The sequence below is a fragment of the Desulfosporosinus shakirovi genome (genome assembly GCF_020595055.1).
GTDB classification, from domain to species: Bacteria; Bacillota; Desulfitobacteriia; order Desulfitobacteriales; family Desulfitobacteriaceae; genus Desulfosporosinus; species Desulfosporosinus shakirovi.
Genome location: NZ_JAJDOO010000015.1, coordinates 85472 through 110120 on the forward strand (window position 1 = coordinate 85472; position 24649 = coordinate 110120).

Sequence of the window (24649 nt, forward strand, 5' to 3'; positions counted from 1 at the left end):
AGAGCTAAATGGATACGAATAATGAAAACACCACTTATGCCTATGGGCGGCGGGTTTTGGCAGACCTGGAAATTCAAGGCCTGGCCCAACAGAAGGATAACTACCTGCCGGCGGTTGTTCTCTCCGCCTTATATGTTACGGTTTGGGCCTTCAGCCGGGCAGAAAAACCCACGGTCTTAATTTCCTCCCGCCGGGGATTGGTTCCTGTTGCCGAGGAATTAGACCAGGGCAGCACCTGGGCGGAAGTTCTGGACAAGATGGGAGCTAAAATCCGGCTGACCTATCAGACGGTTTTTCTGCCGGAGGAGGAGGCGGAAGCAGACCTGGTTCTTTCTCTTTTTCCTTCGGAACAGAACTCAGACTATCCGGCCCCCTTGGTTATGGAGCTTTCCCTTAAGAGGGAGCTTTCCTGGAAGTATGACCGTCAGCGCTATTCGGAAACTTATATGGACACCCTCACCAATTTCTTCCGCCACTGCCTGGTGCAGATCAAGGCTGATAAGAAGACCAGGATTGCAGAATTCCGCAGACAATATAATACCTTCCTGATGGAACATAAAGGATATATGTTCGGGAAAAAGCAGCCTTTGCCCAAGGAGTCCATTATGGAACTGATCTACGCCAGAATCCGGGAATTTCCCCATAAAATTGCCCTCATCGACGAAAAAGAAGAAATCACCTATGGTGAATTGGGGCAACGAATTAACGGGGTGGCTAATTTCCTCTTAAAACAGCAGGTCCGGCCCCATGACCGGATCGGCCTGATGGTCAGCAATTCCCTTGCCACCGTTGTGGCCATTGCCGGAATTTTCAAGGTGGGAGCAGGGTATGTGCCCATTGATTATACCTATCCGGAGGAACGGCAGAAACACATTATGAAGAGCGCCAAAGTGAAATTTACTGTGGGCTGGAGAGCGAACAATGGGGAGGGAATTCCCTATTATCAACTGGAGGGCGGGGACACTTCCGAGGGAGAGATTCTCCAGGAGGAGGACTCTCCGGGCTATGTCATGTTTACCTCCGGCACCTCCGGGCGTCCCAAGGGGGTAGAGATCAGGCACAGGCAATTACTGAATTTATTAATCTGGTATTGCGCCGAATTTAAGATTAATCAGGCTTCCCGCCTGATCTCCCTCCATTCCTTTGCCTTTGACACTTCTTTTAAAAATGTCTTTGGGGCCTTGATCCAAGGCGGAGTGGCTGTTATTCACCTGGATAAGGAATATGACTTCCGGAAAATCTGCCGCTATATCGGCAGGACCAAGTGCACTCATGTCCAGGGGGTCACCAGTCTTTTCGATGCCCTGCTGACAGCGGGGAGAGACAATGGCTACCGGGATTTGGAGACGGTTATCAGTGCCAATATTGGCGGAGAGAAGTTTTTCGGCAAATATATTCCCGAATTCTATCTCCACCGCCAGGGCCGATTCTCCATTGCCAATGTCTATGGAACCACGGAGGCCACGGATTATTCCGCAACTCATTATTTAACGGAAGAGGAAATCCTGGCACCTAAGGGAACCATCCCGGCAGGGGTTCCCATCTACAATCAAAATGTTTTTGTCTGCAGCCAAAATGGCTTCCTCTGCGGCCAGGGAGTACCGGGAGAAATTTATTTGGGGGGCCTGGGGGTAGCGGCGGCAGGCTATCTTGACCGGCGGGAGAGAAACAGCCGGGTCTTTCTCGAGGATTTCTTCCAAAAGGGGGATCATGTTTACCGGACGGGAGACCAGGGGTATTGGAACCGTAAGGGTGAACTGGTGGTTTTGGACCGGTTGGATAACCAGGTTAAAATCAACGGCTACCGGATTGAACTGGCGGAGATTGAACAAGTCATTGCCGGCTATCCCGGAATTGACAAGTGCAAAGTCTTGGTACGTCACAAGCAGCTTTATGCTTTTTACACCCCGGAAGGTAGCCCCCTGTCCTTGGATGGCCTGGTCCAGGAGCTGAAAAACTGGTTTCCTCGCTTTATGCTGCCCCTAAAATGGTCTGAACTGGAGGAATTCCCCTTAAGCCAGAACGGGAAAATTGACGGCCGGGCTTTGCTGGCCCGCTTGGAGGCCGAACCCCGAAGGGGGCGGGATGATTTTCTCAGTACAACGGAGCAAACCCTCTCGGAAATTTGGTGCAAAATTCTGGAGCTTAAAGAAGTGGGCATCCGGGACAATTACTTTGATTTAGGCGGCAATTCCTTGACCCTGTTCAGATTAAGCAAAGAAATCGAGGCATGCTTCAAGGTCAAAATCAAGCCCATTGACTTTATGGAGCTGGCAACCATTGCCGGGATCAGCGCTTACCTGGAAGAGAATCTGGCTAAGACCGGAGTCCCCGGGGAAAGCCGGCAGGAAAAGCAGAAAATGGTGATTAAAAGGCAAGCTAATCTCTACACCATGAGGGAGAGAAGAGCAAAGGCCCAGAAAGGAGCCCGCTGATGAAGAGCACAATCCAACCGGAAAGCAGCAGCGATTTTGATATTGCCATTATCGGGATGGCGGGGCGTTTTCCCCGGGCCAATAGTGTGGCGGAATTCTGGGACAATTTACTGGAGGGAAAGGACTGCATCGGCCGGGAACATCCCTTGCTCACCAGGGAAAAGGGCTGTGAAGTTGTCCGTGCCTTTGGGGCTATTGACCGTCCCTTTCACTTTGACAATGAGTTTTTCGGCGTGTCTCCTCAGGATGCCCAAACTATGGAACCTCAGGAACGAATTTTACTGCAATGCGCTTATGAAGCCTTAGAGGATGCGGGCTGCAATTTTCAGACCTACCCGGGGAAAATCGGCATTGTCTGCGGTGCTCAGGAAAATGAATACTATTTGGAAGACCGGTATGTGAATAAACGGAATAATCCCCTTTTGGTTGAGACGGAGAAGATTACCAATGCCGGGACGTCTTTGTGCAGCAGAATATCCTATAAATTAAATCTCACCGGTCCCAGCCTGATTGTCAGTACCGCTTGCGCCAGCTCTCTTTCCGCCGTACACCTGGGGGCGCGGATGCTGCAGAACTATGATGCCGGTATCATGCTGGCGGGGGGAGCCAACGTTTCCTTAAATCAGAGCTATTATTTTCCCATTGAGGGCATGATCTCCCGGGAAGGGGTAGTCAGGGCCTTTGACAAAAAGGGCAGGGGTCTGGTGCCGGGCAACGGTGTGGGCCTGGTTGTTTTAAAACGTCTTAAAGAGGCGATTTTGGAGGGGGATCATATTTATGCCGTCATCAAAGGCAGTGCCATGGGCAATGACGGCAATCGCAAAATCGGCTTTGCCGCTCCCAGCCTCCAGGGGGAATATGAGGTGATCCGGGAGGCTCTGGATTTTGCTCAGCTCCAAGAGAGTGAGATAGATTATATTGAAACCCACGGCACCGGCACCCCCTTGGGGGACGCAGTGGAAATCAGGGCCTTAAGCCGCATCTTTGCCGGGAAGGTCCCAACCGCCTCCCTTCCTATAGGTTCTTTAAAAAGCAATTGCGGTCATCTCAACATTGCCGCCGGTATTGCCGGCTTAATCAAGGCGGCTCTTGTTCTCAAATACAAAACCATTCCCCCATCCCTGCATCATGTCGAAAACAACGAGGAGCTCAGTCCGGATTCCCCCTTATATGTGGTTAAGCAGCCCCTGAAATTAGAGGAGCTGGAGAGGAAGCGGCATGCGGGAGTCAGCGCCTTTGGCGTGGGCGGTGCCAATGCCCACTTGATACTGGAGGAATACAGGGAAGAGGATATGGTTCAAAAACCTGAAGAGCGGGAAGAGCTCTTAGTCTTCAGCGCCAAGAGCCCTCAGGCTCTCACTGAGATTACGGAAAAAAATTCGGCCTATCTCAGCCTCTATCCAGGCAATGTGGAGAAAGCTGCCTATACCCTGCTCACCGGCCGAAAACACTACCAGCACCGGAACTATCTGGTCCTGCGAGGCGGGGAAACAGTTAAAACCGGGAAAGATTACCAGCTTAAAGAAGGGGAAGAGAAGAAGCCGGCGGAGATTATCTTTCTCTTTCCGGGAACGGGTTCCGACTATGAGCAGATGGGGAGGGATTTGTACCGGAAGTGTGAAGTTTTCAGGAGATACTTCCAAGAAGGCAATGAGATTCTCAACGCTTTAACAGGCAGGCAGACGGACTTGCTGGCTACAAGAGAAAAGACCTTGACGGCTGCCAAGATACTGATTTGCAGCTATTCCCTGGGCAGGACTCTCATGGACGCCGGTGTCAGGCCCGCTAAACTCATCGGACATAGCCTGGGGGAATACACCCTGGCGGCCCTGGCGGAAGTCATCACCTTGGAAGAAGCGGTTAAATTAGTCTATCAACGGGCCAAACTCATTGCCGCCCTGCCCGGCGGGAAGCTGATTTCCGTGGCTGCGGAGCGGGAAAAGCTGGAGGAACTTCTGGGACAGAGGGTTCATATAGCGGCAGTCAATGCCCCCAAGAATACTCTCCTGGTCTGCCTGGAGGAGGATTTTCCCAGCCTGGAGAGCAGTCTAAAAGAAAAAGGCTATCGCTATGTTGTTTTAAACAGCGACATGCCCGCTCATTCTCCCATCATGGAGGGGATTGCGCAAGACTATGCCGGAATTTTAGCCAAAATCCCTTTTCGAACCGGAAAATTCGACCTGGTTTCCTCTTACCTGGGCAGAGAAGTAAATCGGGACGAACTTTCCCGGCCCGGCTATTGGCTGGAGCAGATGATCAATCCCGTCAATTTTTCTCAGGCCATTCAGGAGGTCCTGACCGCCGGTGACCGGGAAAAAGTATTCATTGAGGTGGGTCCCGGCAATCAGCTGGTCAGCTTAGTGAAAAGAAACCTAAAAGCCCCCGGCTCAGCTGTGCTTTTGGACATTATGCGCTCCGGGAAGGGGGAAGTCCAGGAATGGAGGGGATTCCTGACTGTCCTGGGCGAGTTGTGGAAAACAGGTCAGCCTGTCGACTTGGCAAACTTTTATGCCGCCGGTCAAAAGAAAAAAGTAAGTCTGCCCACTTACAGCTTTCAGCTGCGGGAATTCAATGTCCTGAAACAGACCTGCCGGACAGAGAGCAGGTCAGGTGCTGAGGAGCGGCAGGCCTTTGTCAATTTAAATCCCGGTCGGGCTCCCGAAGTAGATGCCTATGTCAGGAAAGAGCCTGACTTGGAGGGCAGGGGAGTCGGCCAGGCTAAGGATTCGGCTCTGGTGATTCAATCAGAAGACTTTGCCTATTTTAAAGAGTTGGAAAGGAAACAGGATCAGGCTGACAATATCCGCAGAATCCAGGATTATCCCGGTTTAAATGAAACCTATTGGCAGCTCTGCCTGAGCGGGGCAGCTGCTTACTTCCGCCGGCAAGGCCCTGCCTGCCAAGTTTCTTATTCCATTCCTGAACTCATAGCCCGCTGGGGAGTGCTGGAAGACTACCGGGAATTTGTCATGTTCCTTATGTCGATTCTGACCCGGTGGGGCTACGCGAAAATTGAGGGGGAGAGGATTGTTTTTTTTAGTCAACTCGAGGAGATAAATGACCTGGAGGCTGAGTGCCAAAAGGCCTGCCGGGAACAGCCTCAGTTTGCTCCTTACATTCACTTGTTTCACACCTGTGCGGCCAGCTATGATCAGGTATTCAGGGGGAAAGTCGAGGGGAATTCCATCCTCTATCCCGAGGGGAATTTTGATTTCCTCAATAGTGTGGATGAACAGATTCCCAATCTGGAGCGCACCTGGACTTACATTCGCCTTCTGCCCGCCCTGGTCAGGCATCTTACCGGCAAAACCCAAAGGCGAATCAGAATCCTGGAAGTGGGAGGAGGCACGGGCCTTATCACCTGGCCGCTGCTGGAAGCCCTACCGGCAGAACAGGTGGAGTATTACTTTACGGATATCGGCCCCAGCTTTGTGGCCCAGGCAGAAGGAGAAGCCAAGCAGAGAAAGCTCAAGAATGTGAAATTCAGCACCTTTGATGTGGAAAAGCCCTTCTCCGAGGCAGGCTTTTTGGCAGAGCAATTTGACTTGGTTGTCGGCTTTGACGTACTCCAGGCTACTGCAAACTTAAAGAAAGTCATGGAGAATTTATATCAGGTCTTGAAGAATAATGGCCTGATGATTATGCTCCAATCCTTTTGGCTCCACGATATTGTCTCTATGATTTACGGCTTTGCCCCCGGCTGGTGGAATTTCCAAAAGGATGAGGAACGGAGAGGGACGGCTTTAGCCTTCCCCGCCCCCCAATGGGAGTATTTTTTCCACACCGCCGGGCTGACTAATATTCATATCGTCAGCGGCGGCTACGACGGGACCAGAAATGACGCAGGCTTGATTATGGGCAATAAGCTCAGCCCCGTTAAGGATGAAATCACCCGGGCCAACAGAGGAGATTACCTGGAAGAGTATGCTCAAGAGATCGTTGCCCTGCCTTTTGAGGACTTAAGGGAGAAAAGCCTTAAGCAGAGTCCCGAACCGAAAGCCTCCGATCCTTCCCTGTCCGGGGCGGAAGAGGAAATCATCGCCTTGGTTCAGGAAATTGTCGGCGAAAAAAACATCCGGTTGGAGGAGGACTTATACGATATCGGGGTGGACTCTCTGTCTATTTTAATCATTAAGGCTAAGCTGCAGAAATCCTTCCGCTGCGACTTAAGTGTCAAAGAAATCTTTGCTTGCCGCACCATCAAGAAATTTGCTGCCCTGGTGGCGGAACGCCAAGGTGAACTAAATTCGGATATGCAGCCCCTTCAATCTAAGCATCAAGGGCCCCCCCAATCTGAATCTCAGGCGAAACCCCAGCTCAGGAGTCTGGCTGATTTATTTAATAAAGTCAAGACGGAGGCCCAAAAGGCGTAAGGAGATAAGGAGAGGATCTTCATGGATAGGGACATTGGAATTATCGGCATCAGCGGTATTTTGCCCAAGGCCAGAAATCTCCGGGAATTCCGCAGAAACCTGCGGGAAGGCAGGGACTGCATAACCCCGGCTCCCAGGGAACGCTTGAAGCTATTGGGCCTGGCGGAAGACCGGGAGTATATGGAGCTGGGATTTATTGACGACATTGAATACTTTGATCACGCCTTTTTTAATATCTCCGGCAAAGAGGCGGATTACATGAGCCCGGAGCAGCGCTTGAGCTTGGAATTGGTGGCGGCAGCCATCTGGGATGCGGGCTATTCTCTGGAAGCCTTCAGGGGTAAGAACTGTGGGCTGATTGTTTCCTGCTCGGATAACGAATATGAAGGCCTATTAAAAAACCGGACCAGTTTATCCTTCTTAGGCAGCTTGAAATCCATGACTTCCGGGATTATTGCTTACTATTTTGATTTGCACGGGCCGAATATCATTCTCGATACCGGCTGCTCCTCCACTCTGGTGGGAATTCACGAAGCCTGCCAGAAGTTAATCAGCGGGGAAGTGGACTATGCCCTGGCCGGCGGCATTGCCGTCAGCCTGACCCTGGCTGAAGCCAACGCCGGGAGCAATGATATTTTAGGTATCGAATCCTCCGACGGCCGCTGCAAGTCCTTTGCCGCTCAAGCCAATGGTACGGGCTTTGGCGAAGGGGGAGGCTACCTCCTCTTAAAACGACTGCAAGAAGCAGTTGCGGAGGGAGACCATATTTACGGGGTTATCAAAGGCAGTGCCATCAATGGCGACGGTTTTCGCTGCAGCAGTATTACCACTCCCAGTGTGCCGGGGCAGAAAGAAGCCATCTTAAAGGCCTGGCAGGCGGGAAGGATTGATCCCAGGGAGATTACGGAAATTGAAGCTCACGGCACCGGCACGAAATTGGGGGATCCCATAGAAGTCACCAGTGTGACGGAAAGCCTGAACGCCTATAAGGTCAGCCGGCCGGTGCATCTAGGCAGTGTAAAATCCAATATCGGCCACCTGGGCTATACGGCGGGGATTGCCGGCGTCCTCAAGGTTTTGCTGGGTTTTAAATACCATGAGGTTTATCCCCTTGTTCATTATAAAAAGCCTAATCCCCTCATCGATTTTGAGAACAGTCCCCTGCAGCCCACAACCCAAGTCCTGACCTGGGAACCGGGAGTTAAGCGGATTGCCGGGATTAATTCCTTCGGCCTGAGCGGAACCAATGCCCATCTGGTCATTGAAACTTATGACCGGGAAGAAAAGGAAGAGGCGTTTTCGGAACGGACCCGCCTGTTGAAGGTATCCGCCAAATCGCCGACGGCATTTTATGCAACGCTGCACAATTTGAAAAGCTATTTTGCCGGGCATCAAGTCAATTTCAACCACGCCCTGTATACCTTGAATACAGGCAGAGATGACTATCCCTTCCGCAGGCTCCTGCGGGTGAGGGATCGGGAAGATCTCCTGGAACAATTGGATATGGCGGCCTATGTCCGGGAAACAGAGGCCGGCAAACTGGTCTTTGTGCTGACCGCTCCGGAAGAGGGGGAGCCAGACCCGGGGGAGGAGTTCTGCCGGATGTCCCCGCTGTTTCAGAGTTATTGGGAAAAGGCCCGGGGTCGGGCCAGGACAAAAGCGGCGATGTATCAGTACCTAAAGGATTTAGGCTTGGAAGCGGACTATGTCATGGCCGACGCCGCGGGCAAAAGGATTATTCAATACGGACGGGGTGAGATCACAGAGCATGAATTGGAGGCCGAGGTGGAGAAGCTGTCAGAAACTGACTCTAACCCGGAGGAAACCGATTTTAAACCGACAGAAACGGATTCTAAGGCGGCTGAAAACGGCTCTGCCGTCCCCAAGATTTTAGAACAGATCCGGCTTTTAAGGGAGAATTATCCTCTCCTGCTGGTGAATATGGGCGGCAGGGGCTTGGCTCCGGAGGCGGAATACGGGCATGAGGTCAGAGAATTCCGTTTAGACAGCTGTCTTCAACTGGAGAAGCTCTTGGTTGCAGTGTACAACAGCGGCCGAAATATCTGCTGGGACAATTATTATCAGGGTTTGGCCCGAAAAAGAGTTTCTTTGCCCGGCTATTGCTTTGATAAGACCAGGCATTGGCTGGAATTAAGAAATCCCCGCCGGCCAGAGGAAGAGGATCGGCCTGCTGAAACTACTGCCCCTGAATCACCTGAGTTGGCCGGGTCAGGAAATCCCGAGGAAGAAACTCTGATCTTAAAGACGATCTGGCAGGATGTCTTAGAGTATGGGGAAGAGATCGGGGATGAGGAAGACTTTTTCGACTTAGGCGGCAATTCCCTGCTGATCACCATGCTCACGGAGGATATTGCCCGGATACTCAGGGTGAAAATCGAGGTGGCTCAGGTTTACGATTACAACACCATTGCCAAACAACTGGAACTGATCCGGAGCAAGAGGGGAACAGGACCAAGGCAGCCGGCAGGCAAGGCGAACAAAGCGAACAAAGCGGACGAGACGTACGAAGCGGACAGAGCGGTCAAGGCAGATAAAGCAGACAAAACAGACTTCACCCTGTCTTCCATGCAGAAAACCATTTTGTACTCTCAGGAAAAATACCCGGATCGGGCCAGCTGGAACTTGTCAATTGCCTTAAAGGTAGGCGGCCGGCTGGAGGGTGAGCGGATGCTGGCAGCTATGCGAAAAGTCGAAGAAAACCACGAGTTGCTGCGCTGCATTATTGTCAAAACCGAAGATGGAGAGCATTTTAAACTCTCCCCGCCGGAGAATAATCTGGAGCTGATTTCCCTGGCTGAGGGGGAAGGCAGCGACGAAGAAAAGGAAGCCTCTGTGCGCAGGCTGATTAAAGAAGAAGCCATGGAGCCTATGGCTTTATATCACAGTCCTTTGACCAGGCTGGTCATCTATACCTTAGCCGAAGATGCCGCCTACCTACTCCTAAAAATTCACCACATTATTGCCGACGGCTGGGCTTTAAGCATTTTGTTCAGGGAACTGTGCCGATATTACGTTCAGCCGGACTATAAGCCGGGGAAAGAGTCTGTGTCCTTTCGGGAATTTGTAGACTATGAACACCGTCTGGCCCGGGAAGAACAAGGGCAAAGGGAACGAAACTACTGGCAAAAGGAAATGGACGGTTTCCACTATCCCCGGGAATTCCCTGTGAAAAAGGCCAACCCCGCCACCAGTGTGATTGACGTGGAGTACCTGATCTTGGATATGAAAACCACTCAAAGCTTGCGGGACTATGTTAAGGAACGGCGGGCCTCGGTTTTTCAGGCCTTGCTCATGACCTATCATTTAAGTCTGGCCAAACTTTGGGGGATCAGGGATTCCTGTATCGGTATGATGGCTGCCAACAGAAATAACAAAGGATTTGCCGCCACCCTGGGCCTGCTGGCCAGAGTCTTGCCCAACCGAATCCGGATAAACGCTGGGGAAAGTGTGGAGACTCTCCTGAAAACCGTTAAGCAAAAATCCACGGAGGCCCTGGAAAACCAGCACTGCTCCCTTCAGGAGGCCATGGCAGAAGTCAGCCCTCAGGAAAGGGCGGCTCTGGATGATTTGCTTTCCTTCCTGATTGTCTATCAGAATTTTGGTGAGATAAATATAGAAGCAGAGGGTCTGAAATTCACCACCTTTATTACTAACGAACGGTCAGCCTTGTGCCCCTTGGCTCTGATTATTTATGAGAGCGAGAAGGTCATCATGGTATCCGTTGAATATGACCCCGGCTATTTTACGGTTCAGGATATTAAACTATTCACTAAGACTTTCCAGGAAATTGTCAGCCGGGTATTAGCCCAGCCGAGCTTAGCGGTCCGGGATCTGATGGCTGCGGGGCGAGAATATGCCGGGGAAGTGTGAGGTCTATATTCTAAATATCCGCAGCGTCAGCCCGGGAGACTATCAAACTCTCCTCAGCTATATGACGCCCCAGACCTTGGAGAGAATCCAACGGTTTAAATTCCCCGAGGACAAACTGCGCTGTGCTCTGGGAGAGTACTTTGTTAAGCAGACCTTTGCCCGGAGGTATGGCCTGCCCTACGCAGAGGTGGAAAAGAGAGCCGGGGAAAAAGGGAAACCCTATCTTAAAACCGACCTGGCTTTTCAGTTTAACATTTCCCATTCCGGGGATTACCTGGTTTGTGCCATAACGGACATTCCCGTGGGGACGGATGTGCAAACCATGGTCCCCCTGGAAAAGGGCTGTGCCGAAAAAATACTCTCAGCCCGTGAACTCAGTGAGTGGGAAACCTTAAAACCCCGGGAGGCCGCCGCCTACCTCATCAAACAATGGACCTACAAGGAGAGCTACGCCAAGCTGAAAGGCCTGGGACTCTTCCTGCCTTTCCCTGCCATAACCGTTGTCCCGGGCGGGATTGTTCATGCAGGGGGAGCATTTGAAGCCTGCTTCTTCGCCGAAGAGAGGCTGGGAGATTATTACCTGGTGACGAGCACCTCAAGCCCCAGGGAAATTGAATACAGGAGGGTAGGAGGCTTAGAGGAGGTCAGGCAGAAGCTGCCCGACCCCCACGAGGCTGTCTTCCTGACAGCAAGCCAGCTCGGTATAGGCAGTGGCATCAGTCAAGTATGAGCAAAATAGCCTGTGTGGGCCATTTTGACAAAGCTTAGCTTAATGGAAGCTGGCGCTGGAAGAGTGCCCTCGGTCCTATTCTATTCTGAAAAAAGGAATCCAAAGACCCATAATCCTGCAGCAAAGGAACCCTAGACCCCAAAGCAGGGCAGCTTCGTCCACAGGAGCGAACCCATTGCATGGAGAGGCGGTAAAAGCCTACAAGACGGTGCGGGGAAACGGAGCCACGGGTTCACATCAGGTACTACCCGGAGGTTTGGCGGAGTCCCGTAGCGGCGAGTAGGCGAGCCTCGGAATGCTGCGGTAAGCGGATGTGGTGAAGCTGCCCGACCAGGACGCACCAAAACCTACTCTAATACGGAAAGGACAAAAGCTATTATGGTAACCCTTGAAGAAATTAAGGAAATCTGGTGCCAAATATTAGGGACAGAGGAAATCGGCAATGATGAAAACTTTTACGACATCGGCGGCAATTCCTTATTATTGCTGATGATTTTAAATGAAATCAGCAAGACATACGGCTGTGATTTGCCCACCTCCGACGTTTACCAGTATGATACGGTGAGAAAAATGGCCGCCTGCCTGGACAAACAACTGCTGGGCAGCGGAGCCATCAGCTAGAAAGCAATCCTGAGAAGAAGGGAATGGAAGTATGAAGAGCGAGAATAACGCCCCTTTTCCATTGACCGATGTTCAGTGGGCTTATCTGATGGGACGCAATGAAGCCTACAGATCCGGCGGCATCGCCCCCCATGTTTATTACGAGTTCCGAAACAGTATGGATATCCCCCGCTTGGAAGAGGCGGTCAATAAAGTCATCGCCCGCCATCCCATGCTCCATACGGTTGTATCCCCTCAGGGTGAGCAGAAAACCATTGAGATTCCTGACTATTATAAAATCAAAACCTATGACCTAAAGAATTTGTCCGTCCAAGGACAAGAGGAGCATATCCTCAAGCGCAGAGCTGTCTTGTCCCACCAGGTTTACGATCCCGTGGTTTGGCCCATGTTCACTATTGAGACAGCCCGGCTTTCAGAAACCCGCCGGTATCTGTTTATCAGTCTGGACATGTTAATTGCCGACGCCGGCAGTCTGACCCTGATGTTTCAGGAAATACTGGAGTATTACCGGAACCCGGAGCTGGAAAAACCCCTGCCGCCGGTCAGCTTCCGAGAGCATGTCTTATATATGCAAAACATAAAGAAGAGTAAAAAGTACCGAGAGGACCGAGCTTACTGGCAAGGGAAAGTTAAGGACCTGCCCCCGGCTCCTGTCTTGCCCGGCAAGGCCCTACAGGCAGGTCGGGTCAAATTTAAACGCCTTAAACATTGCTTTCCCCGGGAAGTTTGGACAAAGGTCAAGGAGGAATTGGCCAGGGAACGAATTTTGACCAGCGTGTTTTTGTGCACATGCTATGGAGAAGTCCTCTCCTATTGGAGCGGTGAGAGTGATTTTTCTCTCAACCTCACGTTATCCCACCGGGGCAAGCTGCGGGGCTGTCGGAATGTCATCGGTGATTTTACCTCTTTAATGCTGGTTCCTCTCCACTTGGAAAGCCGGAAGGAAAACTTCTGGAGGAAGGCTCAGGCAGTGCAGGAATCCTTCTTGGAAGCGTACAGCCATGGGGCTTATGACGGCATAGAGGTGATACGAGATGTCATGAAATACCGGTCAGCCCAAAATCAGGCGCTTTTTCCCATTGTCTTCACCAGCTTAATCGCCGGAAGTACTGAGGATGTTTCGGCATCCTTACTGGGGGAGCTGGGAGAAATGCGCTACAGCTTGAGTCAAACCCCCCAGGTTTACCTGGATTGCCAGGTCCATGAAGAAGGAGCCGGGCTGGTGGTGACCTGGGATTACCTGGAGGAAAAATTTGACGGCGGCATGCTGGCGAATATGTTCGGACAATTCACCGCTCTGATTGAGTTGGCGGGAAAGGGGATTGGGGAGGATTATCGGAAGCCCTTTAAAGCCGGCCCGGAGATTTTAGATCTGGTAAAACATTATAATCAAACCACTCAGACTTTTCCTGAGACTACCTTGCAGAAAATAGTCGAGGATTCCTTTCAGAAGTACTCAAACCGGCCGGCCCTAAAAGACGGGGAACGGGAATGGACGTATGCAGAGGTGGATGAGCATGGGGAAAAATATGCCCAGTCCCTGCGCTGCCGGGGGATTGGCCCGGGAGATTTTGTGGGAGTCAAAGGGAGCCGGGAAGCGGAAACTATTTTTAAAATCATTGGCATTATTAAGTGCGGAGCGGCCTATGTGCCCATTAATCCCGATTATCCCGCCTTAAGAGTGGAGTATATACTGACTAACTGCCGCTGCAAAGCCTATTTGGCGGAGGAGGGGAAAGGGGCTGCCCGGGTTGGCGAAGGAAAAAGCCGCCCCTCGGAAAGTGTGCTCGGAGAAAGTGTACTCCCGGAGGGTCTGCTCCGAGATTGCCTGCTCCAGGAAAGTATGACCCCGGAGGGCCTAAGCAGGGAGGCTCAGGGCCGGGACAGTGCTTATGTCATTCATACCTCAGGCAGCACAGGCAAGCCCAAAGGGGTGCTTATCAGTCATGAGGCGGTTTGCAATACTTTATATGACATTAATCAGCGCTTTGCCGTGGGGGAAGAGGACAGGATTTTAAATGTCTCCTCCTTTGGCTTTGACTTATCCGTCTATGATATTTTCGGCAGCATTTTAGCCGGAGCCTGCCTGATACTGGCCCGGGAGCCCAGAGATATTCATGAGCTTAAGGAACTGATTCTCCAGGAGAAAATCACTCTCTGGAACAGTGTCCCCGCCATTCTGGATCTGGTTATAGACAGCCTGGGGGCGGACCGGAGCTATGATTTAAGGACAGTCATGCTCAGCGGCGACTGGATTCCTTTGAGCTTGCCGGCCAAAGTCCGGCAGAAATTTCCCGAGGCCAGGCTGTTTAGCTTAGGGGGGGCCACAGAAGCCGCCATTTGGTCCATCTATTACGAAGTCCGGGAAACGGACAAGGATTGGGCCAGTATTCCTTACGGCTACCCCTTAGCCAACCAAAGCTGCTATGTGCTCAATCCGGAGCTGGAGCTGTGCCCGGAGGAAGTGGCGGGGGAAATTTATATCGGCGGAAAGGGAGTTGCCGACGGCTATATCAATAACCAGGAGCTGACGGAGAAAAGTTTTTTACAGCCTGAAACCTGGGGCAGAATCTATAAGACGGGGGATTGGGGAATTTTCCGGAAGGAGGGCTATATAGATATTCTCGGCCGTCTGGACCAGCAGGTAAAGATTAACGGCTACCGGGTGGAGAAAGGGGAAATTGAAAAAGTACTGGAGGAAAGCCCCTATATAAAAACCGCCTTTGTGGATATCAAAACAGGTCAGGGTCAGCGGCTTGTCGCCTATCTGGTTCCACCAAAAAGAGAAATTCCTGCCCAGCCCAGTGACGCCTTATTGGAGGCCGGCAGGAAAGCCAGTGCCCAAATTCCCCCGGAATTACAAAACGAAATCTTCCTGGAGCTGGGCAAGGATATGGAGCAGTTAGCCCTGGAAAGCCTGAAAAGCACCCTGGGGGAATTCCTGGCCAACCACGGGCTGAGGGAAACCCTGAGTCTGGAAGATTTTCTGGAACAATCCGGGATTAAAGAAGTCTATCAAAAACTGGTGTTTGGCTGGCTGGAAGATTTAGTTCGGGACGGTCACCTGATTAAAAAGGAGACCGGCTACGATTTCACGGCTCTCCGGGCCAAAAGCAAAAAGGAGATTCAGACAGAGTTCTTAAAGCTGAAGGAGAAGTATGGGAATCTTCCTTTCATCAGTGAGAAGGGTTCCAATACCCTGAGTTTTTATGAACAGTGTATGCTATATGGCAAGGATATTTTGACAGGAGAAAAAGCTACTTTAGATTTTCTCTTTCCCAAAGGAAGCTGGGCTATAGCCCGGGAGCTTTATCAGGAAAGTCCTTCCGCCCGATATTTTAATCATATTGTCGGGGAATTAGTTCTTAACTATATAGCCCGACAGGCCGCCGGCTCCAAAATCAGCCTGCTGGAGCTGGGCGCCGGCACAGGGGGCACCAGCAAATCTCTGTTGGAAACTGTTCAAGGTTATGTCCGGGAATATGTTTTTACGGATCTCTCCAATTTTTTTCTTAAGCAGGCAAGTGAACTTTTTAAGGGGTATGATTTCATAAAATATGGGATATATGACTTGGATGTCTCTCCCCAGGAGCAAGGCTACCCCCTGGAAAGCTATGATATTGTTTTGGCCGCTAATGCTTTGCACGATGCCAAAGATGTGGCGGAGACTCTTAAGCATAGCTACGATCTCTTAAAACCGGGGGGCTTGGTTTTGCTGATCGAAATCACCCGGGAATCTTATTTGCAAAGAACGACCTTTGAATTGCTGGAAGGGTTTTCCGGATATACGGACTTTCGCCTGGATACTCATTCAGCTCTCCTGCCTGAAAGGGTTTGGAGCCGCTTGCTCCGGGAATCAGGTTTTACGACAACGGCCTTTTTTCCCCGTGACGATTGCGAAGAGGCCCCGTTGGGAGAACACGTTATTCTCGGCGTGAAAGAGGGAATCAGCCGGTTTCTGAGCCAAGAGGAGCTGGCTGAAGTACGAGAAGAGACCAGCTCAAAACTGGCCTCCTATATGATGCCTAAGGAGTATATTCAATTAAGAGAAATCCCTCTGAATCAAAATGGCAAAGTGGATCAAGCCCGGCTTCCCAAGCCCCGGAGAACTAAAGACAGCTCTGATTTTGTGAAACCAAGCCGGGGCATGGAAAAAGCAATTTTTAAGATCTGGAGTGATTTGCTGGGGAGCACGGAGTTTGGCATTGAGGATGATTTCTTTATGATTGGCGGGGATTCCTTATTAATGATCAAATTTCAGACTAAAATTGAAGCCATTTATTCCTGCAAAATTGAGATTAATGATTTTCTGGAGAAGTCAACCATTAAAAGGATGGCGGATTTGCTGACCAATCTGGGGGCAGTTGCCGAGGAGGACAGGTAAGTGGAAAGTATTAAAGAGCTGCTTGACTACGCGGCCGATACTTACAAGGACAGACCGGCGGTGAGATATCTGGCTGAGGAAAAAATTATTACCAAAACCTTTAGAGAAGTAAAAAGGGACAGTGCCGCAGTGAGCAACTCAATCCGGGCCCTGGGCCAGGGCAGGATGCATATTGCCATTATGGGCAGGACCAGTTATCTGTGGTGGGTTTCTTTTTTAGGAATTGTCAACAGCGCCAATGTGGCGGTGCCCATTGATATTAATCTATCCTTGGGGGATATTGTCAGAGAACTTAGCTTTGCGGATGTCACTATGTTGATGCATGACAAAGCCTATAGGGCTGAAGCAGAGGAGATCAAAAGAAGCTGTCCGCAGATTAAGTATTGCGTGGAATTAGGGGACAGCCCGGGGAAGTCCGGGGCTTCCTCATCTGACGGGGAGCCCCCCCCGGAACTCAGTCTGGCGGATTTTATGCGGAATCGGGAGGAAAGCAGCTATCCCCTGGATAAGGATGCCCTCTGCATGCTTATGTTTACTTCCGGCACCTCCGGCAAAAGCAAGGGAGTTATGCTGACTCACAGGGGGCTGGCGGTCAATGCCCGAATCTGCTCCGCCCAAACGGGCTGGACGGGAGAGGATACCAGTATTTTGGCGGTTTTGCCCATCTACCATATCTATTGTCTGTCCGTGAATTTCCTATGGGCCCTCTGCTTGGGGGTGTGCTTGAATATCAATGACGATTTAGTGAATATTATTCCCAATGCCCGTCGCTTTCAAGCTAATACCATTATTATGGTGCCCATGATTCTGGAATTTCTGAACAGTCAACTGCGCCTTACGGCCAAAAAGCATCCGCATTTGAGCAAGCGGGAAAGCGCCGAGGACTTGCTGGACCGGAGCATTAAAAACTTTGTCGTGGGCGGTGCCCTGGTCAAAGCCGAACTGAAACATGAGATTGCCGCTTACGGAATCGAAATCAATGAAGGCTACGGCATGACAGAGTCTTCCTGCAACATAGCGGAGACCTACCGCCTTGAACCGAGAAAGGGTTCCGTGGGCAAAGTGGTAGCCGGTCTGGAGGCCAAAATTGTGGCCGGGGAGCTCTGGGTCAAAGGGGAAACCGTCATGCTGGGCTATTACAAGGACACGGAAAAAACCGCGGAAACCATTGCCGGAGGCTGGTTAAAGACCGGGGATTTAGGCTATTTTGATGAAGATGGCTATTTGTATTTAACAGGCCGGAAAAACGCGTTAATTGTTTTGAGCAACGGCGAAAATATTTCCCCGGAACAATTGGAGAATCAGGTGAAAGAAGGGGAGATCGTCAGGGAAGTCATGGTCTATCAGAAAGGGGACCGGATCATCGCGGAAATTTTTCCGGATTCAGTTTATGTCCGAGAGCAGAACATCGCGGATATTTCCCGGGCCTTGCAAGAGCTTATTCAGGCTGTCAACCGCCGCAATCCTCTCTATAAGCATATTCATGAATTAATTGTCAGAAAGACAGAATTTGAAAAAACCACCTCGAAAAAGATTAAGCGCCGGCAAGTCCCCTTAAGCTGCTGAAAAGATACTGTTTAAACCTTGTGCTGGAGAAATAAGGAGCAAATAGTATGCTGAAGAAAGTCCTGATCACAGATCGCGGCGAAATAGCCCTGCGTATTATTAGAGCCTGCCGGGAGCTGGAGATTGAGACCGTGGCTGTCTTTTCGGAAGCAGACCGGGATGCTTTGCCTGCCTTAGCCGCCACGGAAGCCGTCTGTATTGGGCCGGCGGCAATCTCCAAAAGTTACCTGAACATTCCCCGTATTATCAGTGCCGCGGAGTTAACCGGGGTGGATGCCATTCATCCCGGCTACGGTTTTTTAGCGGCCAATGCCCGTTTTGCCGAAATCTGTGAAATGTGCGGCTTCACCTTTATCGGACCCTCCTCGGCAGCGCTTAAAACCATAGAAGATAAAGCCGGAGTCCGAAAAGCTCTGCTGGAGGCCGGTATTCCCCTGCTGCCCGAAGGCTGGGAGCAGATCGGCCAGCAGATGCTTGCTGAAAAACATCCTCAGGAACTCAGACAGATAGACGTCCAGATAATAGGGGACAGCTATGGAAAGGCCCTTCACCTGGGAGAGCGCCGCTGCTTTGGTCCGGGTTACCGCCAAAACCTTTTAGCGGAAGCTCCGGCCTTCGCCTTACCTGCCAAATTAAGAGCACAAATGGGAAAAGCTGCCCTTAAAGCGGTTAAGGCAGTGAAGTATGCCAATATCGGCACCGTTAAATTTTTGCTGGATAACCGGGGGAGGTTTTATTACCTGGCCTTAGACCCCCGCCTTCAGGTTGAGCATCCGGTAACGGAGATGGTAACGGGACTGGATTTGGTAAAGGAACAAATCCGCTTGGCTGCAGGGGAACCCCTGGGCTATGCCCAAGAGGAGATTGCTCTGCGGGGCTGGGCTATGGAGTGCCGGATCAATGCCGAAAATCCTGCCGCCGACTTTAGGCCTTCACCGGGGCAGATCCAGATTTATCATGTGCCCGGCGGCCCGGGAGTGCGAGTTGACAGTGCCGTTTATCAAGGCTATTCAGTGCCGCCTTACTATGATTCTCTCATCGGAAAACTGATTGTTTGGGGAGCCGGCAGAGAGGAGGCTGTCACCCGGATGAAACGAGCCCTGGAGGAATTTGTCATTAAGGGAATTCATACTACGATTCCCTACCATCTGCAGGTTTTGGAGGATGAGCTGTGTCGCTGTGAGGAGAGGAAGCCGGCACGGAATTTAGTTTCCGGTACAATTCTTAAACCGGCTTAGGAGAAATAATTGACCACATATCAAGGTGATATCTGTCAGTTAAACGATTATTATCCGGAATTATAACTGCCGTCAGTCCTTACAGATGCCTTTCCCACTTTTGATATGCTCTCAGTGAAGCAAGACAGTTTAGATAGAAAAACTTTCTACTTCCACCGGGAGCATTTTTATGCCTCATAAGTTAACTGAGAATCGTAATGGGTAATATACATCATATTGTGTTATTACTAATACGAGGAGTGAAGGAATGGATTACATAGATATCAAAGTTGAAATTTTTGAGGGGTTTGGCTAAGGGTAACGTTATATATTGATATGATTAAGGTTATTTCTGTACGTAAGGAAAACTGTATGGAAAACTGGCTTTCGGTTTTGTTTAGCATTATTTTTTGTGAACCTAGGTCAAAAGGATAGAAATGTTGGTACGCAATGTTTACTCCAAAAGGAGTAGACATTTTTTTATTTCACAAGAGCTTTGGAAAATACATATTGACAGGAATAAAAAGCAAGTGGTAATATTTACTTGCTAATGATATTGAGAATCATAATCAAGTGTTATGCATAAATGTTTTTTCTATCCAGGCCCCCGGCCGTCTGCGAAAAAATCAACGCAGACAGCATTGCTGAAGTGAAATTTTGGTGCTTTCTAAGGTTTTGATGTATTGGAATGCAGATAAGGAGTAGACATGAATTTAAGTAAAAAAATCATTATCCCCGTTGTTCTCGTAATGGCCGCCGCAGTTTTTCTTTTGGGATACAGCATTCATGGGAGTATCAAGGAAAACCTTTCCGAGTTTTATCAGGAGAATTTAAACAAAAAAGCAGATGTACTACAGTCGGAAACAGACAATATGAAAGCCAAGGCCTTGAATGCAGCAGGTTGGTTGGAAAGTTCCGCCCAGCTGTCCCAAGCCTATCAGGCGGGCGACCGCCAGAGGGCTATTGAACTCGGAGAATTAGCAATGGAGTCTTTTGAACTGGACTATTTTCTGATTACGGATTTAGAAGGCAAGGTTTTTGTCAGGACTCATGAACCGGAGAAATTAGGGGACAGTATTGCCGGGCAAATGAATATTCAGAAGGCCCTTCGGGGTGAAAAAAGTGTTGGCATCGAAGAAGGAAAAGAAGTTGGGCTTTCTATCCGGGCGGGTTATCCTCTGAGAAATGCCAACGGTGACATTATGGGAGCTATTTCCACAGGCTATGTACTGGGCAGCGAAGCCTTTGTCGACAGGTTCAAGAAAGTGTTTGATTCGGAAATCACGGTTTTCAGTGGCGATGAGAGGATAATGACTACATTTCTGGATGAAAAAGGGGATCGGATTATCGGAACTAAACTGGATAACCAGCAAATAAGCGAAGAGGTGTTAACGAAAGGACAAATATATTATGGCCAATCCGTGATTAGGGGCAGCGAATACAGCTCTGTTTACTCACCCATTGTTGATGTAGACAATAAAATTGCCGGGATGATATTCATCGGAGATGATAACGGACTGATCAAGAGCTTGATTGGGGAAACAACCAAACGAATAGGGCTGACTTCTGTAGTCTTAGCTGTTTTCCTTGTTCTTGCCATGGCTTTGATTGTCCGAAGGTTGGTCATCAAGCCCCTGGGTGGGTTACTGGCTATTCTGAAAGGGGCAGCCGAAGGAAAAGGAGATCTTACCATAAGAGTTGAGGAGCAATCCCAAGATGAGCTTAGTGAATTGGGGAAATACTTTAACCTGTTTGTAGAACAAATACAGGTCTTGGTTAAGAGTATTGGTGGCTCGACAGGGCAAGTAAGCGTTTTTTCAGAGCACATGGCAGCCAATGCTGAACAAACCAGTAAGGCTGCTGAAGAGATTGCCCTAACCATCTCTCGTTTGGCCGAAGGTGCCAATAGCCAGGCTTTGTCCGTAAAACAAGGAACAGCTATGATTGAAGCAATCAATAAGGCAATCATAGCGATCAAAAATAGTACGGGCCAACTGGTTAAGGTCAGCGGGGAAACCCATAAAACAATGGAAACAGGATTCCAGGCCATTGCTACCCAATTTGACGCCATGGAAAAAAACAAAAAAGCCTCCACGGTGGTAGTCAATAAAATTAATGCTTTAGCCAATAAATCAGATGAGATCGGACAGATCGTCAATGTTATCAATGCCATTGCCGCTCAAACCAATCTATTGGCCTTGAATGCGGCTATTGAAGCTGCCAGGGCAGGGGAGCATGGAAAAGGGTTCTCAGTCGTTGCCGAAGAAGTACGTAAACTGGCGGAAAAGTCTACGGCTGCTACCCGGGAAATTGCCGGTCTGATCCAGGAAATCTTGAAAGAGATCTTTGAAACCGAGGAGGAGGTACTGCTGGCAAGCGAAGCCGTGAGCGCTCAGGAATCAGCAGTCAATGAAACACAAGATTCCCTACGCGCTATCCAAGGTGCCGTCGAGAAGGTTATGACGGAAACCGGCAGCATCTCCTTCGCTGCGCTGGGGCTTGGCCGGGAAGTCAAAAACATGGTACAGACTATGAACAGCATTGCTGAAGTAGCGGAAGAGAGCGCTGCTTCCACTCAAGAGGCTTCCGCTGCTACCCAAGAGCAAACCTCCTCGATGGAAGAAATGGCCCTTAGCGCCCGGCAGATGAATGAGGCAGCTAAAGATCTTCAAAATATGGTGAAGAAATTTGTCGTTTGACTATGAGAATGTAAATCAAATGAGTAAGTCCTATGCCACTGTTAAAACAAGGGATTACAAAGCTGTAATAATCTTGGCAAAAAAATAGTGTAAGTATTAAATAAACAAAAGGCCGGTTTCCTCAAAGGAAAACCGGCCTTTTGTTTCTAGAAGATGTCGTAACTAATTTCTGGCTATGGTAACTGAAGTGCCAGCAGTGACTATTAGGCTAGAGCGTGTTCGGGATGAGTCTCAATTTTATCTATCGCCATCAAAAATAAAAGTCCGGAAAGTCTTTGTCGAACAGTTGAAAAGGAAAATAGTTTAAAAATTGGCAGGTAAATATAAGAAAGGGAAGAATATGTATATTATTCCAGCCTAGAACAACAGATGTTGAATAGCTTTTAAATTCAATGACAAAGGAAGGAGGGGGGAACAGCCACTCGCTACTTATTAACAAAGCGAAAGTTCTGGATGCACAAGGTTATCCCGTATTTAGAAACTAGCAAAGAAATAGTTGCATAGAGACAAAGTGGAAAGGATTGATAAAATGTTTAGGAAGATTCGCCATTTGAACATTGTGGTTATTTTTATTCTCCTTTTACAATTAGCGGTTTATCCCGTCAATACCCTTGGAAGTGAAAAAGCAAGTATTACAGTTGAACAGGCCGTGCAGATCGTCAAGGATAACTTTAGTATACCCGAGAAATATTCACGAATGTCTACGGGATATAATAAATATAACGATCGTGCCACCTATAACATTGACTGGAGTTCAATGGAACAACCGCATGGGAGTTTCAATGCAATGGTTGACGCAACAACCGGAGACATTTTAAACATTAATCAATGGGAAGAATCGTTTAGTCCGTCTTTTAAACTACCTGTCCTATCCATGGAAGATGCGGAAAAAAAAGCCACCGATCTGATCTCGAAATTGGCAAGTAAATATCAATCAGAAATGAAACTTGTAAAGGATGACCAACAGGTATTGGATTTAAACAACTCACAGCCCTTTGCCTACAATTTCCGATGGATCCGGATTGTAGACGGTATCCCGTTTCCAGGTAACGGTGTGAACGTGAGTGTTAGGGGTGATAATGGGCAAGTTAGGGATTACAATTTTAATTGGACGCATGATCTTAATTTCCCCGCGGCGTCGAAGGTTATCTCCCCTGAAACGGCGCGTCAAACGTTTTCAGATACTCCCATGCTCGAATTACAGTATTTTATACCTCCACTCATGAATCCTGAAATATCAGAACCCCAACGCGTACTCCTCGTTTACCAGTTGTCCAATAATTACTACGGAGGAGCCGTTGATGCGTTAAGCGGGAAGCCTGTAACTCTTGATGATCAGGCAGTTGGCTATGAATCCAGGAGTGCAGTAAGCAGTATTTCGGCTGCAACATCGACGACAATAATGCCAGGAGTCGCTTCCCAAGTTACAGAAGCTTCAACCAGTAAGGATTCTCCGGAAAATTCCCAACAAATTAGCCAGAGTGAAGCGGTTGAGATCGTCAAAAAAGCCATTAAAATTCCCAAGGAATTTGTGATGCAAAACTCCAGCCTGAATCCTGACTGGCAAAACCCTAGTGAACAAGTTTGGGATTTAAATTGGAATACTGAGTCTTTTTATATGGGGGAACACCGTTTCATTGGTGCTAGCGTAAACGCTAAGACTGGAGATTTGATCAGTTTCCATATGTCCTACAATACAAAACCAGATGACAAGGCTAAGACCGTTACACGTAAAGAAGCGCAAGAAATTGCGGATGACTTTCTCAAGCGTATACAGCCTGAACGCTTTGAACTTGTTAAATTGGAATCTGAAAGGTTCTATGGTAGTAAAATCCCTTCTTATATTCAGATGTTTTCTTATGTTAGGGTCGTCGATGGTATTCCGGTTTCCCGTAACGGAATTAACCTAACTGTAGATACGGTCGCTAAACAAGTAATAAATTATAATATGAACTGGTCCAACATTGAATTCCCAAGTTCCGCTGATGTACTGCCTATTAACGAAGCAACAGATCGGTTCTTAAAAATGCGCCCCTTAGAGCTGAGTTACACCTTAATTTACAAGCAGGATGGGCAAAAACAGGAAGCCCGCTTGGTCTATCAACCCAATTCTAACTTTATAATGTACGGTCCTGGGATGATTAACGCTAAAACTGGTGAACCTATGGATTGGTATGGAAAAACCCAATCACAGTGGTCTAGTTCCCATAAATTTACGGATATTCAGGGGAATTATGCAGAAAAGGAAATAGGCATCATGGCTCTGACGAGGGCCTTTGGAGAATACGGAGATACCTTCCGCCCGAATGAAAAAATCACCGCTGGTTCGCTTTTGCGGGCAATGATTACGTTGGAAGGAAACAATCGGGATGTTTTGGCTGATGAGGATGTATTGAAGATTGCCAAAGAGCGTGGTTGGCTCCATGAGGATTTAAAACTTGAGTCTGAATTAAGCCGAGATGATCTGTCGAAAATAATGATTCGTCTCATTAAAATGGAACCGTCGGCCAAGGCTCAAGGTATCTATGCTCTTCCCTTTACAGATGCCAACACAATTAAGCCTGATTCACTGGGCTATATTGCCCTCGCATGGGGATTGGGTATTTTAAAATTTGATGGCAATACCTTAAACCCAAACCAAACGGTAACAAGAGCTGAAGCCGCTTATGCTTTAGTCCATGCTTATGCAGTTGAGCAACCACAGAATACTAATATGAAGTAAATATTTAACAA

At 49.2% G+C, this 24649-nt stretch carries 10 protein-coding genes; all 10 read left to right on the plus strand.

Going from position 1 to position 24649, the window contains the following annotated elements; all coding sequences use genetic code 11:
• Positions 1-8: 8 nt before the first annotated feature.
• The 10 genes from LJE72_RS14360 to LJE72_RS14405 all read left to right on the plus strand — a co-directional run bounded on the left by LJE72_RS14360 (position 9) and on the right by LJE72_RS14405 (position 24638).
• Positions 9-2435 (plus strand): non-ribosomal peptide synthetase, encoded by a 2427-nt coding sequence (locus tag LJE72_RS14360; protein ID WP_229248360.1) that lies wholly within the window; start codon positions 9-11, stop codon positions 2433-2435.
• A complete protein-coding gene (locus LJE72_RS14365) occupies positions 2435-6808 on the plus strand; it encodes a type I polyketide synthase (RefSeq protein ID WP_229248362.1) in 4374 nt (1457 codons plus the stop codon). The genes LJE72_RS14360 and LJE72_RS14365 overlap by 1 nt, the downstream gene beginning before the upstream one ends.
• 21 nt (positions 6809-6829) lie before the next feature.
• On the plus strand, positions 6830-10699 hold the full coding sequence (locus LJE72_RS14370; RefSeq protein ID WP_229248364.1) for a condensation domain-containing protein: 3870 nt from the start codon (positions 6830-6832) through the stop codon (positions 10697-10699).
• Positions 10683-11429 (plus strand): 4'-phosphopantetheinyl transferase family protein, encoded by a 747-nt coding sequence (locus LJE72_RS14375; protein ID WP_229248367.1) that lies wholly within the window; start codon positions 10683-10685, stop codon positions 11427-11429. The genes LJE72_RS14370 and LJE72_RS14375 overlap by 17 nt, the downstream gene beginning before the upstream one ends.
• Positions 11430-11807: 378 nt before the next feature.
• The gene (locus LJE72_RS14380; protein WP_229248369.1) at positions 11808-12050 is read left to right on the plus strand and encodes an acyl carrier protein; all 243 of its coding nucleotides are present in this window, start codon (positions 11808-11810) and stop codon (positions 12048-12050) included.
• Positions 12051-12081: 31 nt separating this feature from the next.
• Positions 12082-16434, plus strand: a complete 4353-nt coding sequence (locus tag LJE72_RS14385) for a non-ribosomal peptide synthetase (protein WP_229248370.1) — start codon at positions 12082-12084, stop codon at positions 16432-16434.
• Positions 16435-18000 (plus strand): AMP-binding protein, encoded by a 1566-nt coding sequence (locus tag LJE72_RS14390; RefSeq protein WP_229248371.1) that lies wholly within the window; start codon positions 16435-16437, stop codon positions 17998-18000.
• A gap of 47 nt (positions 18001-18047) precedes the next feature.
• A complete protein-coding gene (locus LJE72_RS14395; RefSeq protein ID WP_229248372.1) occupies positions 18048-19238 on the plus strand; it encodes a biotin carboxylase N-terminal domain-containing protein in 1191 nt (396 codons plus the stop codon).
• 686 nt (positions 19239-19924) lie between these two features.
• Positions 19925-21916, plus strand: a complete 1992-nt coding sequence (locus LJE72_RS14400) for a methyl-accepting chemotaxis protein (protein WP_229248373.1) — start codon at positions 19925-19927, stop codon at positions 21914-21916.
• Positions 21917-22445: 529 nt separating this feature from the next.
• A complete protein-coding gene (locus LJE72_RS14405; RefSeq protein ID WP_229248374.1) occupies positions 22446-24638 on the plus strand; it encodes a YcdB/YcdC domain-containing protein in 2193 nt (730 codons plus the stop codon).
• The last annotated feature ends 11 nt before the right edge of the window (positions 24639-24649 follow it).

What these genes read in the sequence shown, in the direction of transcription:
- LJE72_RS14385 (WP_229248370.1), top strand. Translation starts at nt 12,082, where the DNA reads ATGAAGAGCGAGAATAACGCCCCTTTTCCATTGACCGATGTTCAGTGG.
- LJE72_RS14370 (WP_229248364.1), top strand. Translation starts at nt 6,830, where the DNA reads ATGGATAGGGACATTGGAATTATCGGCATCAGCGGTATTTTGCCCAAG.
- LJE72_RS14365 (WP_229248362.1), top strand. Translation starts at nt 2,435, where the DNA reads ATGAAGAGCACAATCCAACCGGAAAGCAGCAGCGATTTTGATATTGCC.
- LJE72_RS14395 (WP_229248372.1), top strand. Translation starts at nt 18,048, where the DNA reads ATGCTGAAGAAAGTCCTGATCACAGATCGCGGCGAAATAGCCCTGCGT.
- LJE72_RS14400 (WP_229248373.1), top strand. Translation starts at nt 19,925, where the DNA reads ATGAATTTAAGTAAAAAAATCATTATCCCCGTTGTTCTCGTAATGGCC.
- LJE72_RS14375 (WP_229248367.1), top strand. Translation starts at nt 10,683, where the DNA reads ATGCCGGGGAAGTGTGAGGTCTATATTCTAAATATCCGCAGCGTCAGC.
- LJE72_RS14360 (WP_229248360.1), top strand. Translation starts at nt 9, where the DNA reads ATGGATACGAATAATGAAAACACCACTTATGCCTATGGGCGGCGGGTT.
- LJE72_RS14405 (WP_229248374.1), top strand. Translation starts at nt 22,446, where the DNA reads ATGTTTAGGAAGATTCGCCATTTGAACATTGTGGTTATTTTTATTCTC.
- LJE72_RS14380 (WP_229248369.1), top strand. Translation starts at nt 11,808, where the DNA reads ATGGTAACCCTTGAAGAAATTAAGGAAATCTGGTGCCAAATATTAGGG.